This window comes from Streptomyces sp. NPDC052396 (assembly GCF_044593195.1).
Lineage (GTDB): Bacteria > Actinomycetota > Actinomycetes > Streptomycetales > Streptomycetaceae > Streptomyces.
The window spans coordinates 191,706-207,592 of record NZ_JBIUAW010000008.1 but is presented as its reverse complement, the minus strand read 5'-3'; the positions used below and the strand labels follow the sequence as shown (position 1 = coordinate 207,592).

General features: G+C 72.8%; 16 protein-coding genes. 9 read left to right on the top strand and 7 right to left on the bottom strand.

Features of this window, described 5'->3' with window-relative positions:
• Window positions 1–148 precede the first annotated feature (148 nt).
• Window positions 149–1,381, top strand: coding sequence for a glycoside hydrolase family 10 protein (locus ACIHFE_RS22455; RefSeq protein ID WP_400108965.1), 1,233 nt, complete (start codon window positions 149–151; stop codon window positions 1,379–1,381).
• A 3-nt stretch (window positions 1,382–1,384) separates the two neighbouring features.
• On the opposite strand, the gene ACIHFE_RS22450 is transcribed toward ACIHFE_RS22455, so the two are convergent.
• Window positions 1,385–1,585: a DUF1918 domain-containing protein gene (locus ACIHFE_RS22450; protein WP_400108964.1), complete on the bottom strand. Its 201-nt coding sequence runs from the start codon at window positions 1,583–1,585 to the stop codon at window positions 1,385–1,387.
• A gap of 148 nt (window positions 1,586–1,733) precedes the next feature.
• Window positions 1,734–2,624 (bottom strand): DMT family transporter, encoded by an 891-nt coding sequence (locus ACIHFE_RS22445; protein ID WP_400108963.1) that lies wholly within the window; start codon window positions 2,622–2,624, stop codon window positions 1,734–1,736.
• On the opposite strand from ACIHFE_RS22445, the gene ACIHFE_RS22440 reads away from it, so the two are divergent.
• On the top strand, window positions 2,623–4,068 hold the full coding sequence (locus tag ACIHFE_RS22440) for a PLP-dependent aminotransferase family protein (protein ID WP_400108962.1): 1,446 nt from the start codon (window positions 2,623–2,625) through the stop codon (window positions 4,066–4,068). The two genes, ACIHFE_RS22445 and ACIHFE_RS22440, sit on opposite strands and share 2 nt — an antisense overlap.
• 192 nt (window positions 4,069–4,260) lie before the next feature.
• Here ACIHFE_RS22440 and ACIHFE_RS22435 read toward each other — a convergent pair whose 3' ends face one another.
• Window positions 4,261–4,482, bottom strand: a complete 222-nt coding sequence (locus ACIHFE_RS22435; protein WP_400108961.1) for a hypothetical protein — start codon at window positions 4,480–4,482, stop codon at window positions 4,261–4,263.
• 192 nt (window positions 4,483–4,674) lie between these two features.
• Here ACIHFE_RS22435 and ACIHFE_RS22430 point away from each other — a divergent pair, with 192 nt between their 5' ends.
• Window positions 4,675–6,108, top strand: a complete 1,434-nt coding sequence (locus ACIHFE_RS22430) for a DHA2 family efflux MFS transporter permease subunit (RefSeq protein WP_400108960.1) — start codon at window positions 4,675–4,677, stop codon at window positions 6,106–6,108.
• Window positions 6,109–6,274: 166 nt separating this feature from the next.
• Here the strand turns inward: ACIHFE_RS22430 and ACIHFE_RS22425 are convergent, their stop codons facing one another.
• On the bottom strand, window positions 6,275–6,940 hold the full coding sequence (locus ACIHFE_RS22425; RefSeq protein ID WP_400108959.1) for a response regulator: 666 nt from the start codon (window positions 6,938–6,940) through the stop codon (window positions 6,275–6,277).
• Window positions 6,937–8,151, bottom strand: a complete 1,215-nt coding sequence (locus ACIHFE_RS22420; protein WP_400108958.1) for a sensor histidine kinase — start codon at window positions 8,149–8,151, stop codon at window positions 6,937–6,939. Before ACIHFE_RS22420 ends, ACIHFE_RS22425 begins: the two co-directional genes overlap by 4 nt.
• Window positions 8,152–8,295: 144 nt before the next feature.
• Between ACIHFE_RS22420 and ACIHFE_RS22415 the strand changes: the two genes are divergently transcribed.
• Window positions 8,296–9,021 carry a hypothetical protein gene (locus tag ACIHFE_RS22415; protein ID WP_400108957.1) on the top strand — a complete coding sequence of 242 codons (726 nt, stop codon included), beginning with the start codon at window positions 8,296–8,298 and terminating at the stop codon, window positions 9,019–9,021.
• Window positions 9,022–9,170: 149 nt separating this feature from the next.
• Here ACIHFE_RS22415 and ACIHFE_RS22410 read toward each other — a convergent pair whose 3' ends face one another.
• A complete protein-coding gene (locus ACIHFE_RS22410) occupies window positions 9,171–9,827 on the bottom strand; it encodes a class I SAM-dependent methyltransferase (RefSeq protein WP_400108956.1) in 657 nt (218 codons plus the stop codon).
• 133 nt (window positions 9,828–9,960) lie between these two features.
• Window positions 9,961–10,863: an alpha/beta fold hydrolase gene (locus ACIHFE_RS22405; protein WP_400108955.1), complete on the bottom strand. Its 903-nt coding sequence runs from the start codon at window positions 10,861–10,863 to the stop codon at window positions 9,961–9,963.
• A gap of 416 nt (window positions 10,864–11,279) precedes the next feature.
• On the opposite strand from ACIHFE_RS22405, the gene argC reads away from it, so the two are divergent.
• From argC to ACIHFE_RS22380, 5 genes are all read left to right on the top strand, one after another.
• Complete coding sequence (gene argC, locus ACIHFE_RS22400) at window positions 11,280–12,308, top strand: N-acetyl-gamma-glutamyl-phosphate reductase (RefSeq protein WP_400108954.1); 1,029 nt, start codon at window positions 11,280–11,282, stop codon at window positions 12,306–12,308.
• Window positions 12,305–12,472, top strand: a complete 168-nt coding sequence (locus ACIHFE_RS22395; RefSeq protein ID WP_400108953.1) for a hypothetical protein — start codon at window positions 12,305–12,307, stop codon at window positions 12,470–12,472. Before argC ends, ACIHFE_RS22395 begins: the two co-directional genes overlap by 4 nt.
• Window positions 12,469–13,620, top strand: a complete 1,152-nt coding sequence (gene argJ, locus ACIHFE_RS22390) for a bifunctional glutamate N-acetyltransferase/amino-acid acetyltransferase ArgJ (RefSeq protein WP_400108952.1) — start codon at window positions 12,469–12,471, stop codon at window positions 13,618–13,620. Before ACIHFE_RS22395 ends, argJ begins: the two co-directional genes overlap by 4 nt.
• 106 nt (window positions 13,621–13,726) lie before the next feature.
• Window positions 13,727–14,653 carry an acetylglutamate kinase gene (argB, locus tag ACIHFE_RS22385; RefSeq protein WP_400108951.1) on the top strand — a complete coding sequence of 309 codons (927 nt, stop codon included), beginning with the start codon at window positions 13,727–13,729 and terminating at the stop codon, window positions 14,651–14,653.
• The gene (locus tag ACIHFE_RS22380; RefSeq protein WP_400108950.1) at window positions 14,650–15,870 is read left to right on the top strand and encodes an acetylornithine transaminase; all 1,221 of its coding nucleotides are present in this window, start codon (window positions 14,650–14,652) and stop codon (window positions 15,868–15,870) included. The genes argB and ACIHFE_RS22380 overlap by 4 nt, the downstream gene beginning before the upstream one ends.
• The last annotated feature ends 17 nt before the right edge of the window (window positions 15,871–15,887 follow it).

Genomic DNA, 15,887 nt, shown 5'->3' with positions numbered 1-15,887 from the left:
GCAGATCTAGTCGACCGGCGGGGCCCTGGGGTGTCCATGGCTCCCGCCTCGCTGGAAACGGTACTCCGAGCGCTCGGGTACCGGTGGGGCCGGGGAGGGCATGCTGTGCGGGAGCGATGTGACACATCCGACAAGGAGTGAGCGGCATATGGGGCGTATGACGCGAAGAGTGTTCACCGCGGCCGCAGCGGGCGCGCTGACGGCGGCGGCCTTGGAGCCGACGGCCGCCCGGGCCGAGGCCGAAAGTCATCGCAAGCGGGAGTTCCGGGGCATGTGGGCGGCCACCGTGGCCAATATCGACTGGCCGTCCAGGCCCGGCCTGGCCCCGGACCGGCAACGGGCCGAACTGCTCGCCCTGTACCGGGCCGCGCTGGACCGCCGGCTGAACGCCGTCCTGCTGCAGATCCGCCCCACCGCGGACGCCTTCTGGCCATCCCGCCATGAGCCATGGTCGGAATACCTGACCGGCACTCAGGGTCGGGACCCGGGCTGGGACCCGCTGGCCTTCGCGGTGCGCGAGGCACACCACCACGGCCTGCAACTGCACGGCTGGTTCAACCCCTACCGGGTGGCCAACCACACCGACCCCTCCCGCCTGGCGCCCGGCCATCCGGTCCGCAGGCACCCTGACTGGGCCGTGCCCTACGGCGGGAAGCTCTACTACAACCCCGGACTGCCCGAGGTCCGGCACTTCGTCGAGGACGCCATGCTGGACGCGGTGCGCCGCTACGACCTGGACGGCGTCCACTTCGACGACTACTTCTACCCCTATCCGGTGGCCGGGCAGGAGTTCGCGGACGCCGAGGCGTACCGGCGGCACGGCCGGGGGTTCCCCGGCCGGGCGGCCTGGCGGCGGGACAACATCGACCGGCTGGTCCATGAGATGCACCGGCGCATCAAGGCCCTCAAGCCCGAAGTGCGGTTCGGCGTCAGCCCGTTCGCGGTGTGGCGCAACCGGACCACCGATCCCCGGGGCTCCAACACCCGTGCCGGGGTGCAGACTTATGACGACCTCTACGCCGACACCCGGGGCTGGGTGCGCAAGGGGTGGATCGACTACATCGTCCCCCAGATCTACTGGCACATCGGCAACGCGGCCGCCGACTACGCGGTGCTGGTGCCCTGGTGGGCGCGGACGGTCCGGGGCACCGGCGTCCAGCTCTACATCGGCGAGGCCCTCTACCGCCAGGGCGCCGCCGGCCAGCCCGCGCCCTGGCAGGACCCGGCCGAACTCTCCCGGCACCTCACCCTGGACCGCCGCCATCGCGAGGTGTCCGGCAATGTCTACTTCTCGGCGACCCAGGTGGTCACCGACCCGGTCGGGGCGATGGCGCGCGTGGTGCGGGACCACTACCCGCACCGCGCGCGCCCGCCGCGCTGAGGACTACCCCAGGTCCGTGGCCCCGCGGTGGTCCACCACGGAGTCCGGGCCCGGGGACATGATCGTCTCGTGGCCCTTGTCGTCGCGGACGCGGTACGGCGGGTTGCCCTTGGGGCCCAGGACCTCCACGATCTCCACGGTGTGGTCGTGCTGCCCGACGGTCCTGCCGTGTACGACCAACCGGTCGCCCTTGCTCGCATGCATCGGCGGTGTCCCTTCTGATTAGGAGGCCGGACACGTGCTCTACGGGATGCCTCCCAGTCTAGGGTGACCGGCCTCACACGGCTTGTGTTACGGGGCAATCGGGCGCCGGCCGGGAGGACGGGTTCCGGGGCCGGATCCGGCGGCCGGTTCAGCGGCGCTGGGTCACCGCGATACAGACCAGCACCGCGACGGCGGCCAGCGGAGCGGCGGGCGTCAGACGCTCGCCCAGCAGCGCCACCGACCAGACCAGGGTGAGCAGGGGCTGGGCCAGCTGCAACTGGCTGGCCCGGCCGACGCCGATGGCGGCCATGCCGCGGTACCACAGCCACATGCTGGCGAACTGGGAGACGGCACCCAGCCACAGCAGCCCGGCCAGCGCCTTGGCGCCCAGGTGCACCGGTTCGGTGCCCAGCGCCCAGACCGCTCCGGCCAGTCCCGCCGGCAGGGAGAACACCAGGGCCCAGCCGATCACCTGCCAGCCCGGCAGGGTGCGGGCCAGCAGACCGCCCTCGGCGTAGCCGGCCGCACAGACCACCAGGGCCGCGAACAGATACAGATCGCCCAGGGTCGGGCGGCCGCCGCTCTGGGCCACCGCGAAGCCGATCACCACGGCGGCCCCGGCCAGGGCCGCCGCCCAGAAGGCGGGGGAGTGCCGGGTCCCGGTGCGCAGCGCCGAGTACGCGGCGGTGGTCGCCGGCAGCAGACCCACCACCACGGCCGCGTGCGAGGTGGAGGAGGTGCGCAGGGCCAGCGTGGTGAGCAGCGGGAAGCCCACGATGCAGCCCAGCGAGACCACCAGCAGCCCGCCCCACAGCCGCCGGGCGGGCAGCCGGGCCCGCCCGGCCAGCAGACAGCCGCCGGCGACCAGCCCCGCCAGCACCATCCGGCAGGTGACCACCGACCAGGGGCCCAGCCCGTCCAGGGCCCAGACGGTCGCCGGGAAGGTCATGGAGAACATCAGCACCGCGAGTCCGGCGAGCAGGGTGCCCCCGCTCACCGCTATCGAAGTGCGGGCAGTAGCGCTATCTTGTGCTGTCATGCACGAGCGTAACAGTGTGGCCGAACTGGCCAGTGCCCTGCGAAGCGAGCTGAAGCGCTACTCGCCGGGTGAGAAGCTGCCGTCCAGTCGAGCCCTGATCGACCGCTTCCGAGTCAGCCCGGTCACCGTCTCCCGGGCGCTGGCCGTGCTCGCCGCCGAGGGCCTGGTGGTCACCCGGCCCGGCGCCGGAGCGTTCCGGGCCCAGCCGCGCGCCGAGCGCACCCGTCCCTCGGACACCTCCTGGCAGCAGGTCGCGCTCAGCGCCGAGAGCGGCGAGGAGGCGGTGCCCCGGTCGGTGGACGCCACCGGGGTGCTGGCCACCCTCACCCAGGCGCCCTCCGATGTGATCGACCTCAGCGGCGGATATCTGTACCCCGGCCTGCAGCCGGAACGGGCGCTGGCCGCCGCGCTGGCCCGGGCCGGGCGCCGCCCCGGCGCCTGGGGCCGCCCGCCGCTGGAGGGCGTGGGCGAACTGCGTGCCTGGTTCGCCCGCGAGATCGGCGGCCCGGCCGGCACCCTGGCCCCCTCCGAGGTGCTGATCACCGCCGGCGGACAGAGTGCCCTGACCACCGCCCTGCGCGCGCTGGCCCCGCCCGGCGCGCCGGTGCTGGTCGAATCGCCCGCCTACCCCGGCACCCTGGCCGCCGCCCGCGCCTCCGGACTGCGCCCGGTCCCGGTGCCGGTGGACGCCGGCGGAGTACGCACCGACCTGCTCGCCGAGGCGTTCCGGGCCAGCGGCGCCCGGGTCTTCGTCTGCCAGCCGCTCTTCCAGAACCCCACCGGGACGGTCCTGGACGAGACCCGGCGGCGCGAGGTGCTGGCCATCGCCCGCCGGGCCGGGGCCTTTGTCATCGAGGACGACTTCGCCCGCCGGCTGGCCCACGAAGGGGGCCCCGCACTGCCGCCGCCACTGGTCGCGGACGACCCCGACGGAGTGGTGGTGCACGTCTGCTCACTGACCAAATTCACCTCGCCCAGCCTGCGGGTGGGCGCGCTGGCCGCCCGGGGGCCGGTGCTGCAACGGCTGCGCGCCATCCAGGTCGTGGACACCTTCTTCGTCCCCCGGCCACTGCAGGAGACCGCGCTCGAACTGGTCGGCTCCCCGGCCTGGGACCGCCACCGGCGCACGGTGGCCGCCGAACTGCGCACCCGCAGCGCGGCCCTGCTCACCGCGCTGCGCACCGAACTCCCCGCCTGCGACGTGGAGTTCGTGCCGCCCGGCGGCTTCCACCTCTGGCTGCGCCTGCCCGATGGCACCGATGACGGCGCCCTGGCCAACGCCGCGCTGCGCGCCGGGGTGGCGGTCGCCCCCGGCCGCGCGTACTACGCGGCCGAACCGCCCGCCCCCTATCTGCGCGTGTGCTGCGCGGCCGCCGCGGGAACGGCCGAACTGGCCGAGGGGGTACGGCGGTTGCGGACCGCGCTGGAGAGCATGGGCGGTTAGGCCGTTCCCGGGTGCGGGCCGGTCGCGCCCCGCGGCGGAGCCGTATGACACAGCCGCCCCGCGCCCCTGCCCGGGGCGCTTTCGGCGGACAGCCCGGCCGGCGTCCGGCGCAGCCACCGGTGCCCGGGATCCGCGTCATGCCGCGCGTGCCAGGCCATCACCGTGGTGACCGACGGCCGGGGCAGCGGAATCTCATGGGGCATGGGCGTCATTGGCGCGCAGGGTGAACCGCCGTTCCAGGCGCGCCAGTTCCACCGGTCGTGGCGGCCGCAACGCGGCCAGCGCCCCGGCCGGCGCACGCTGAACCTGAGGCCGCAGCTCCAGCGCCCGGGGCGTGAGGGCCATCCCCCGCCCCGCCGGGAGCAGCAACGGATCGCCCACCACCCGCCGCAGCCGGCCCATGGTCCGGCTCATCGCGGACACCGAGACCCGCATCTCGGCGGGCGGCCCCGGTCACACTTCCCTCGCGCAGCAGGGCGTTGAGGGCGGGCAGCAGATTCATGTCCGGCAGTTGCAGGGCGAGAGAACCTACCTGAACCACTGGGAACTTGTGGTCAATGATCAGGCGATCCCAGGATGGAGCGAACCGAAACGGAGAGGGCAGGGATGATCGACGCTCGGCACCGCAACACCGCACTCCTGGCGGCGGGTTGCTTCTTCATGGAGTACCTGGACGGCACCATCGTGTCCACCTCGGCCCCGCGCATGGGCCCCGCGCTGGGCGTCGCCCCGGCCGCGATCGGCCTGGTGGTCACCGCCTACCTGGTCACCCTGGCGGTGCTGATACCGCTCAGCGGCTGGCTGGTAGCCCGGTTCGGCGCCCGCCGGGTGTTCCTCACCGCCATCGCCGTGTTCACCACCGCCTCACTGGGCTGCGCGCTCAGCGACAGCCTCGGCCAACTGGTGGCCATGCGGGTGCTGCAGGGCGCCGGTGGCGCCATGATGGTGCCGGTCGGCAGACTGATGGTGGTCTCCGGCGCCGAGAAGACCGACATTCCCCGGCTGGTGGCCTATGTGGTCTGGCCCGGCCTGCTGGCCCCGGTGCTGGCACCCCTGCTGGGCGGGCTGATCACCACCCATGCCGACTGGCGCTGGCTGTTCCTGATCAACATCCCGCTGGGCGCGATCGCGTTCACCGTGGCCACCCGCCTGCTGCCGGCCCTGCCGCCCACCACCACCGCCCCGCCCCTGGACCGGCCGGGCGCCCTGCTCACCTCCACCGGCCTGGGCGCCCTGACCTGGACCGCCCATCTGCTCTCCCGGCCCGGCCCGCTGGGCAGCGCGCCGCCGGCGGTGGCCGTACTCAGCGCGGTACTGCTCACCGCGGCCGTGGTCCATCTGCGGCGCACCGCCCACCCGTTGGTGGATCTGCGCACCCTGCGCACCCGCACCTTCCGGGCCTCGGTCGGCGGCGGCACACTGTTCTGGATCGTGGTGAGCGCCGTGCCCTTTATGCTGCCGCTGCTCTTCCAGGACGCCTTCGGCTGGAGCGCGGTGAAGTCGGGGGCCGTGGTGCTCTGGGTGTTTGTGGGCAACATCGCCATCAAGCCGCTCGCCAACCGGCTGCTGAACCGTTTCGGCTTCCGCCCGCTGCTGCTGGCCGCCACGGTGGGCGTCGCCCTGTCCACCGCGGCCTGCGCGCTGTTCACCGCCGGCACGCCGGTGGCGCTGATCGCCGTGGTCGCCGTCATCAGCGGAGCGGCCCGTTCCCTGGGGCTGACCTGCTACCAGGTGATCGCCTTCGCCGACCTGCCGCAGGAGCGGGTGGCCCACGCCAGCACCCTGCAGGCCACCACCCAACAGGCCGCCGCCGGCCTGGGCGTGGCCGCCGCCACCGTCGCCCTGCGGGCCGGCGGGCCGCTCGGCGAGCACCTCACCGGCTCACCGGCCGGCCCGGTGACCGTCCACGCGGTGGCCTTCTGTCTGATCGCCCTGGTCACCCTGGGCGCCGTGGCCGGCGCGCTGCGGCTGCCCCGTGGCGCGGGCGATGCGGTACGGCGTCCGGCGCCGCGCCGCCAACGGGCCGGTGTCACCGGCTAGGTTGCGTCTGACGGACCCTGGGCCGCGCCATGGCCGGCCGGGGCGCGTTTCCGGTGCGGGCCGTTCGGGGCTGGTCGCGCCCACGCGGCGGAGCCGCATGAGCGCGTCGTCCCGCGCCCCTTACGGGGGCGCCCACGGTGAGCGCGGCCGGCAACCGCCGGTGCCCTCAGCCCTCCGCCCGGACCAGTCCCGTCTCCCACGCCCAGGACGCTATGCCCACCCGGTTGCGCACCCCCAACTTGCCCTGGATGTTGGCCACATGGGTCTTGGCGGTCCCCGGCGAGATAAACAGCTCCGCCCCGATCTCGGCGTTGGTGCAGCCCCGGGCGACCAGGCGGACGATCTCCCGCTCGCGTTCGGTGAGCGGATCGGGCATATGCCTCCGGGCCGGCGGCGGTGCCGACAGGCCGCGCAGCAACCGCACCGTGATCTGAGGGCTGATCAGTGCGTCACCGGCCATCGCGGCTCGCACCCCTTCGATCAGCAGGGCGGGTCCGGAACGTTTCAGCAGAAAGCCGCAGGCGCCGTTGGCCAGCGCGGTGTGGACATAGTCGTCCAGATCGAAGGTGGTGACCACGACCACCCGGACCGGATGCTCCGCTTCCGGTCCGGCTAGGAGGCGGGTCAGCTCCAGCCCGTCCAGCCGGGGCATCCGGATGTCGGCCAGCACCACGTCCGGCCTTAGCTCGCGGGCGAGTTCCAGGGCATGGGCGCCGTCCGCGGCCTCGCCCACCACCGTCATATCCGGCTGTGAGTCCAGCACCAGACGGAAGCCGCTGCGGACGTCGTCCTGGTCGTCGGCCAGCAGGATCCTGGTCGGGCCGCCGCTCATGACGCCCGTCCCGCCGGGGCCGCCGCCAGCGGGAGGACGGCGGTCACCTGCCAGCCGCCCTGGTACGGCCCGAAGGACAGCGTGCCACCGGTGGCATGCACCCGTTCCCGCATGCCCGCCAGGCCCCGGCCGCCCTGCCCGTACCGCTCCATCCGCGGACCCGGTCCGTCGGCCGGCGACGGGCCGTTGACCACCCGGACCTCAACCGCCTCCGCGCCCCCGGGGGTACGCGCCGTGCCAAGGCTCACCGACACCGATGGGGCGCGCCGGGCGTGCCGGCGCACATTGGTCAGCGCCTCCACGACCATCCGGTACGCGGTGGAGCCGGCGTCACGGGACAGCCGGTCCACCACCGTGGCATCCACGGTGAGCCCGGCCGTGGGCCCACCCTCGGTGGAGAAACGTTCCAGGAGAGCGGGGAGTTGGGACACCCCCGGCAGCGGCTGCACCGCCTCCGCTCCCTCCTGCCCCTCCTGCCCCTCCTGATCCGGTTCGCTGAGCATCCCCACCATCCGGTCCATCGAAGCCAGCGCGTTCAGTCCGGCCCGCTCGATGCGCTCCAGCGCGGGGACGGCCTGGTCCGGGTCAGACGCGGCCACAAAGCGGGCGGCCTGGGCCTGTGCCACGATCCCGCTGATGTCATGGGCCACAAAGTCATGCAGATCGCGGGCGATCCGGAGCCGCTGGTCCTGGCGGGTGGCGAGGACCGACTGCTCCCGGCGGTGTTCCATCAGCCGTGGGTATCCGCCGATGACGACCGCCCCCAGCGCCGGCAGCGTCCAGAACACGGCCGCGCCGGTCAGGGACAGCACGGACGCCTGCGGCACCAGCGGCAGCGACCAGACCGCGACCGCCAGCGCCGTGACCGCGCCCGCCGCCACCGCCTCATGCGGCGGCGACCAGCGCACCACGGCCACCAGCAGCACCACCAGCAGGGCCACCGCCAGGAGTTGGGGCCAGGAACGCCCGCTGGCGCCATGCGGGTCGGTGAACGCCGTGCCGGCCAGCGACAGCGCCGCCACCAACGTCAGCGGGCGGCCCAGCCGGCCACGCGAGCGTGGCCAGCAGGCCAGTGCCCACAGCAGCAGCGCGGTGGCGGCGACGGCCGGTACCGCGCCGTACCAGACGGCCCTGGCCACCACCATGCCCGCCGCCACCGCGACCGCGGCGGCGGCCAGGGGTATGGCCACCACCAGATCCCCACGTCTCAAGCCCGGTGCGTTTTCCACGTTCTTGATCTTACGGAGGGGCGCGCCCGGCCTGCCTCTGCCGATCGGCAGAGGCAGCCCAGGCGCGCCGGCCGGGAGATCTCCCGGCCGGCAGATGGTCGCGGGCCGGTGTTCCGAAGGAGATTGGTGCCCAACGAGATCGCCTTCCTGCCAAAGGAGTTCACCATGCAGCGCACCACCCGCTCGCTCCGCTCGTTCCGTCCGTTCCGCGGACGCCGGACCGTGGCCACAGCCGTCGCCGCCGCGAGCGCCTTCGCAGCCCTGACCGCCCTGTCCTGCGCGTCCGCCTCGGCCTCCGGCTCCGCCTCTGCTTCTGATTCCGCCTCCGCCTCCGCCTCCGCTCCGGCGCCCGCCCGGGTCTCCGGCCAGGGGCGCATCTTCTACGCCTACTCCCCGAAGGACGACATCCGGTTCGCGGTGGACGCCCAGGCCGCGCCCTTCACCCGCCCCCTGGGCTCCCTGCCGCACGGAATGCCCACCGACGCACGGGGCAAGGTCACCTTCTCCCACTATGTACCGGCGAAGAAGGAGACCAGGCGGTCCGAGGCGGCCGTGGACTGTCTGGTCACCGCCGGGGACACGGCCACATTCACCGCCGTGGTGACCAAGTCGCAGGATCCCAAGGAGATCGGTGAGCGGATGGGCTTCAGCGTCCGCGAAGGCGGCCCCGGCAAGGGCCGGTTCGGATTCCACTGGGGCGTGAGCAATGTCGACAGCGACAAGGGCAAGGCGGTCGCCCCGCGCATCGGCACCTGTATGGCCCCGGCACCGTTCGCCCCGGTGACCAAGGGCGGCTTCACGGTCCGCCACGCGGACCTGCCCCCGCTGCCCGCCGGATGGCTCCAGCAGTGAAGCTTGGCCGGGCTGTGGGGAGTCCGGGGCCCGGTGGGGGCGCAACTCGGCTTGGGGGACCGGGCCATGTCGGACGTGGTGCGCCTCACGAGGTGCCGGCTGCCTCAACAGGCGCACCCGCGCCCGGCGATGTGGCGGCCCGAGCAGCCTTAGGAGACGTCCCGGCGGAGGCGGCGGATCCGCAGGATGTTGTCCTCGCGGGTGCCCACCTCCCCGTCCGGACCGGCCGATTCACGGACCAGCAGCTCGTCGCGTTCCACCTGCCACCGGCCGGGCGCCAGGCGGAGCGAGGCCAATACCTCGGCGGTGGAGGGCAGATGGATGCCCTGCGGCGGCTCATGCCGCCAGGTCGGCCAGCCGGCGTGGCCGCTGATCAGCAGTGCCCCGCCCGGTGCCACCGCCTCGGCCGCCCGCCGCAGGATTGCCTCCCGCGTGCCGCCCTGGTCATCGGGAGAGTGCAGGAACTGGGCCGATACCAGGTCGAATTCACCGGCGGGGAAGGACTGGGGCAGGTCGTGCCGCTGCCAGTCGATCCGGTCCGCGACCCCTTCCTCGGCCGCGCGGGCGGCCGCCCGGCCCAGTGCCGTGGCGGAGACATCGACGGCGGTGACCCGCCAGCCCTGCCGGGCCAGCCAGATCGAGTCGGAACCCTCGGCGCAGCCGAGGTCCAGCGCGGTGCCGGGTGTCAGCGTGCCGGCCTCCGCCACCAGCAGGGCGTTGAGCTTGCCGACCGGACTGTGGGTACGGTCCGGGTTCCGGTAGAAGTCCTCCCAGTACTGCCGGGTGGGGGTGATGACATCGGTCATGGCGGCACGCTCCTTCGTGGACTGGTGGCTCGGAGAGCACCGTGCGCGCCCGTGCCCGGAATCGGCAAGGAATGTTGCCGGTCCGGCAACCCGGCCGCAGCCGGACCGGCCTCTCGTCAGGCGTTGTGCCTCGTCAGGCGTTGTGCGAGGTGCCCTCGGCGCGCCGCACCAGGCCGGCGATCAGCGTGGAGATCCTGGGCCACAGCTCACGGGGGAGGTTGTGGCCCAGGCCCTTGATGACCACCAGCTCCGCGCCGGGGATCGCGGCAGCCGTGGCCCGGCCGCCGCTGATGTCGCACATGACGTCCTCGGCGCCATGGATCACCAGGGTGGGCACCTTCAGTGAGCGCAGCCGCTCCGTACGGTCCCCGGAGGCCAGGACGGCGACCGACTGCCGCATCACGCCCTCGGGGTCGTGGCCCCGGTCGTAGGCCCGTCCGGCCCGTTCGGCCACCGCGGCCTCGTCCAGCGGGAAGCCGGGTGATCCGATCACCCGGAAGGCGCGGACCTGCCAGTCGACGAAGCCCCGCCGGTCCGGCGGCGGCGGACCCAGCCGGGCCAGCTTCGCGAAGTCCGGCCGGCCCACGCCGAGGTCTCCGGTGGTGGACATCATCGAGGTCAGCGACCGGACCCGGCCGGGGTGCTCGATCGCCATCATCTGGGCGATCATCCCGCCCAGGGAGGCGCCGACCAGGTGGGCGCTGTCCAGCCCCAGTGCGTCCAGCAGGCCCACGGCATCGGCGGCCAGGTCCGACAGGGTGTAGGACGCCGATGAGAAGTCACCGGCCAGCGCCGCCTGCAGATCGGGTGCCGGCCCGTCGTGGAAGTGCGAGGACCGGCCGCTGTCGCGGTTGTCGAAGCGGATCAACTGCAGCCCGTGCCCGGCCAGCAGGGCGCAGAACCCTTCCGGCCAATTGATCATCTGAGCCCCGCCGCCCATGATCAGGAGCACCGGCGGCGCGCCGGGATCACCGAACCGTTCATAGGCCATCTCAATGCCGGACGAGCCGACGTTCAGGGCCTTCTGTTCGCTCACCGTCCCACCATCCCCCCAGGAAACGGAGCGCGGATCCCCTGGCCGGGCGGCTCGCACCGGCCCGGTCCGCGTCCACCACCAGGGGCTACCCACTCATACGCCGGAATGCCCGCCCCCGCTGCCGGGACCGGTGCCATCCGGAGACGGCTGTCGGTCATTCCGGTGCCGCGCCGCCGGTGGCCCGGCCGCCGGGATCCGCGCCCCGGCGTCCGAGGGCCGGGTAACGCTTTACTGGTATATGCGGTGAGTGTGCCGGAATCCTCACTTATGCCGGACGTCCCGTCGGACCGGACAGGGCTCCGTGCGGCGCCATCCCGGCGAAGCCGGGCCCGTTCTCCGGCCACCCGGAGTCACGCCAAGGCTATTGCATAAAGCTACTACCCTCCGTATAGTCATGCCATCGGTAGGGAGGATCCATGGCAATACACGCGGCGGTCGCCGGAGCGAGCGGATACGCGGGCGGGGAAGTGCTCCGGCTGCTGCTCGGGCATCCCGAGGTCCGTATCGGCGCGCTGACCGGGAACTCCAGCGCCGGCCGGCCGCTGGGCACGGTGCAGCCGCACCTGCCCGCGCTCGCCCAGCGGGAGCTGGTGGCGACCACGGCCGAGATGCTGGCCGGGCATGATGTGGTGTTCCTCGCGCTGCCGCACGGTCAATCGGCCGCCCTGGCCGGGCAGTTGGGTGAGCGGACGCTGGTCGTCGACTGCGGGGCCGACTTCCGGCTGCGGGACGCGGCCGCCTGGGAGCGGTTCTATGGATCGCCGCACGCGGGCACCTGGCCCTATGGGCTGCCGGAGCTGCCCGGCGCGCGTGAGGCGCTGCGCGGGGCCCGGCGGATCGCGGTGCCGGGCTGCTATCCGACCGCCGCGTCACTGGCCCTCTACCCGGCGTACGCGGCCGGGTTCGCCGAACCGGAGGCGGTCATCGTGGCCGCGTCCGGCACCTCGGGCGCGGGCAAGGCGGCCAAACCGCATCTGCTGGGCAGCGAGGTCATGGGCTCGATGAGCCCGTACGGGGTCGGCGGCGTCCACCGGCACACCCCGGAGATGGCGCAGAACCTGTCCGCGGTGGCGGGCGAGCCGGTCACCGTCTCCTTCACCCCGACCCTGGCGCCGATGCCCCGCGGCATCCTGGCCACCTGCACCGCCAAGGCCCGGCCCGGAGTCACGGCCGCGAGCCTGCGGGCCGCCTATGAGAAGGCGTACCGCGACGAACCCTTCACCACTCTGCTGCCTGAGGGGCAGTGGCCCGCCACCGCCTCGGTGTATGGGGCCAACACCGCGCTGGTGCAGGTCACCCTGGACGAGGCGGCACACCGCATCGTGGCTGTCAGCGCCATCGACAACCTCGCCAAGGGCACCGCCGGCGGCGCCGTGCAGAGCATGAACATCGCCCTCGGCCTTCCGGAGACCCTGGGGCTGCCCACCGCCGGGATCGCGCCATGAGCCCGTACCGGGGGCCGGCCGCGCAGCTGCGCCGGGCGCTGGCCGCCCTGCTGGCCCGCACCGTGCCCTGCGGCCAAGTGCCGGAGAGCGGCACATCCGTGATGGAGATATCCGTGATCGACAGTCGCCCGACCGGCGGGACGGACAAGGAGAGGACACCGTGAGCGTCACTGCGGCAAAGGGTTTCACGGCGGCGGGGATCGCCGCCGGGATCAAGGAGAGCGGCAGCCCCGACCTGGCCCTGGTGGTCAACCAGGGACCCCGGCTGGCCGCGGCCGGCGTCTTCACCGCCAACCGCGTCAAGGCGGCCCCGGTGCTGTGGTCCCAACAGGTCCTCAAGGGCGGCCAGGTGGCCGCGGTGGTCCTCAACTCCGGTGGCGCCAACGCCTGTACGGGTCCGCTGGGCTTCCAGGACACCCATGCCACCGCCGAGAAGGCCGCCGAGGTACTGGGCGTCAGCGCCGCCGAGGTGGCCGTCGCCTCCACCGGACTGATCGGCGTCCGGCTGCCGATGGACCGGCTGCTGCCCGGCGTCGAGAAGGCCGCCGCCCAACTCTCCGCGCACGGCGGGGAGAAGGCGGCCATCGCCATCAAGACCACCGACACCGTGCACAAGACCGCCGTCGCCCAGGGCGAGGGCTTCACCGTCGGCGGCATGGCCAAGGGTGCCGGAATGCTCGCCCCCGGCCTGGCCACCATGCTGGTGGTGCTCACCACCGACGCCGACCTGGACGCCGCCGCCCTGGACGACGCGCTGCGCGCGGCCACCCGCACCACCTTCGACCGGGTGGATTCCGACGGCTGTATGTCCACCAATGACACCGTGCTGCTGCTGGCCTCCGGCGCCTCCGGAGTCACTCCGGCCCCGGATGTCTTCGCCGAGACGGTACGGACCGTCTGCGACGACCTCGCCCGTCAGCTGATCGGTGACGCCGAGGGCGCCAGCAAGGACATCCGTATCGAGGTCATGGGCGCGGCCACCGAGGACGACGCGGTGGAGGTCGGCCGCTCCATCGCCCGTAACAACCTCCTCAAGTGCGCCATCCACGGCGAGGACCCCAACTGGGGCCGGGTGCTCTCCGCCATCGGCACCACCTCCGCCACCTTCGACCCGGACCGGCTCAATGTGGCCATCAACGGCGTCTGGGTGTGCCGCAATGGCTCCGTCGGCGAGGACCGCAATCTTGTCGATATGCGCTACCGCGAGGTCACCATCACGGCTGACCTCTCGGCAGGCGCCGAGTCCGCGGTGATCTGGGCGAACGACCTCACGGCCGACTATGTGCACGAGAACAGCGCCTACTCCTCCTGACGGGCCCGCCTGGCTGCCCGGAGGCATCCGGGGCAGGTCGTGTGTCGCCTCCACAGGCCATAACCGCCCGCCCGGCGGCTGATTCAAAACCTTCCGAAAGTCGGTCATGACGGTCAATCACGCAGATGGACAAAGTCCTGCCACCCGCAAACACACCGCCCTGCCCAAGGCCCGCACCCTGGTCGAGGCCCTGCCCTGGCTCACCCGGCACCACGGCAAGACCGTGGTGATCAAGTTCGGCGGCAACGCCATGGTGGACGAGGACCTCAAGGCCGCCTTCGCCCAGGATGTGGTCTTCCTGCGGCACGCCGGACTGCACCCGGTGGTGGTGCACGGCGGGGGACCACAGATCAACGCCCAACTGGACCGGCTGGGCCTGGAGTCGGAGTTCAAGGCCGGGCTGCGGGTCACCTCGCCCGAGGCCATGGACGTGGTGCGGATGGTCCTGGCCGGACAGGTACAGCGCGAGCTGGTCGGCCTGCTCAACCGGCATGGCCCGCTGGCCGTCGGCCTCACCGGCGAGGACGCCCACACCATGACCGCCGTCAAGCACTACGCCCGGATCGCCGGCGAGGAGGTGGACCTCGGACGGGTCGGCGAGATCACCGAGATCGACACCGGCGCCATCCGGGCCCTGCTGGACGACGGCCGCATCCCGGTGGTCTCCTCCATCGCCCGCAGCGCCGACGACGGCCATGTCTACAACGTCAACGCCGACACCGCCGCGGCCGCGCTGGCCGCCGGGCTGGGCGCCGAGACGCTGATGGTGCTCACCGATGTCGAGGGCCTCTACGCGGACTGGCCGCACAGCGACGATGTCATCAGCCGGCTGACCGCCAGTGAACTGGAGGTGCTGCTGCCCGAGTTGGCCAGCGGCATGGTGCCCAAGATGGAGGGCTGCCTGTACGCGGTGCGCAATGGCGTCGCCACCGCCCGGGTGATCGACGGGCGGGTGCAGCACTCCATCCTGCTGGAGATCTTCACGGACGAAGGGATAGGGACCATGGTCGTCCCGGACGAGGTGGCCCAGTGACCAACCAGGAGCTCACCCGGCGCTGGCAGAGCGCCCTGATGGACAACTACGGCACCCCGCGCATCCCGCTGGTGCGCGGCGAGGGCAGCACCGTCTGGGACGCGGACGGCAGGGCCTACCTCGACCTGGTCGGCGGCATCGCGGTCAACGCCCTGGGCCATGCCCACCCCGCCGTGGTCCGGGCGGTCACCGACCAGATCGCCACCCTCGGCCATATCTCCAACCTCTTCACCGCCGAACCCACCGTGAACCTGGCCGAGCGGCTGCTGGCCCTGGCCGGCCGCCCCGGCCGTGTCTACTTCGGCAACTCCGGCGCGGAAGCCGTGGAGGCCGCCGTCAAGATCGGCCGGCGCACCGGCCGTAGCCATATGGTCTCGGCCGCCGGCGGCTTCCACGGCCGCACCATGGGCGCCCTGGCCCTCACCGGACAACCGGCGAAACAGCAGCCCTTCCTGCCCCTGCCCGGCGAGGTCAGCCATGTCCCCTATGGCGACATCGAGGCGCTGCGCCGGACCGTCACCACCGACACCGCGCTGCTCATCCTGGAACCGGTACAGGGCGAGAACGGCGTGGTGGTGCCCCCGCCCGGCTATCTGGCCGCCGCCCGCGTGATCACCCGGGCCACCGGCACCCTGCTGGTCATGGATGAGATCCAGACAGGTATCGGCCGCACCGGGCACTGGTTCGAGCACCAGGCACAGGGCGTCGAACCGGATGTGGTCACCCTCGCCAAGGGACTGGGCGGCGGGCTGCCCATCGGCGCCACCCTGGCCTTCGGTGACGCCGCCGACCTGCTGACTCCCGGTCAGCACGGCTCCACCTTCGGCGGCAACCCGGTCGCCTGCGCCGCCGCGCTGGCTGTCCTGGACACCCTCGCCGCCGACGGGGCGCTGGGCCATGTCCGCCGGATCGGCACTCTCCTGCGTGACGGGATCGCGGCGCTGGACCACCCACTGGTCGACCACGTCCGTGGCGCCGGACTGCTGCTGGGTATTGTCCTTGCCGAGCCCCTCGCGCCCACGGTGCAGCAGGCAGCACAGGAAGCCGGTCTCCTGGTGAACGCGGTCGCACCCGATGTGGTGCGGCTGGCCCCTCCGCTGATCATCACGGAAGATGAAGCGGTGACGTTCCTTCAGGCGCTCCCCGGTGTCCTCGACGCCGCCGCGGCCGGGGCAGGGGCGCACCCGGCCGAACCGGCCGGCGGGGTACGACGATGATCCGGAGACTGAGGAGA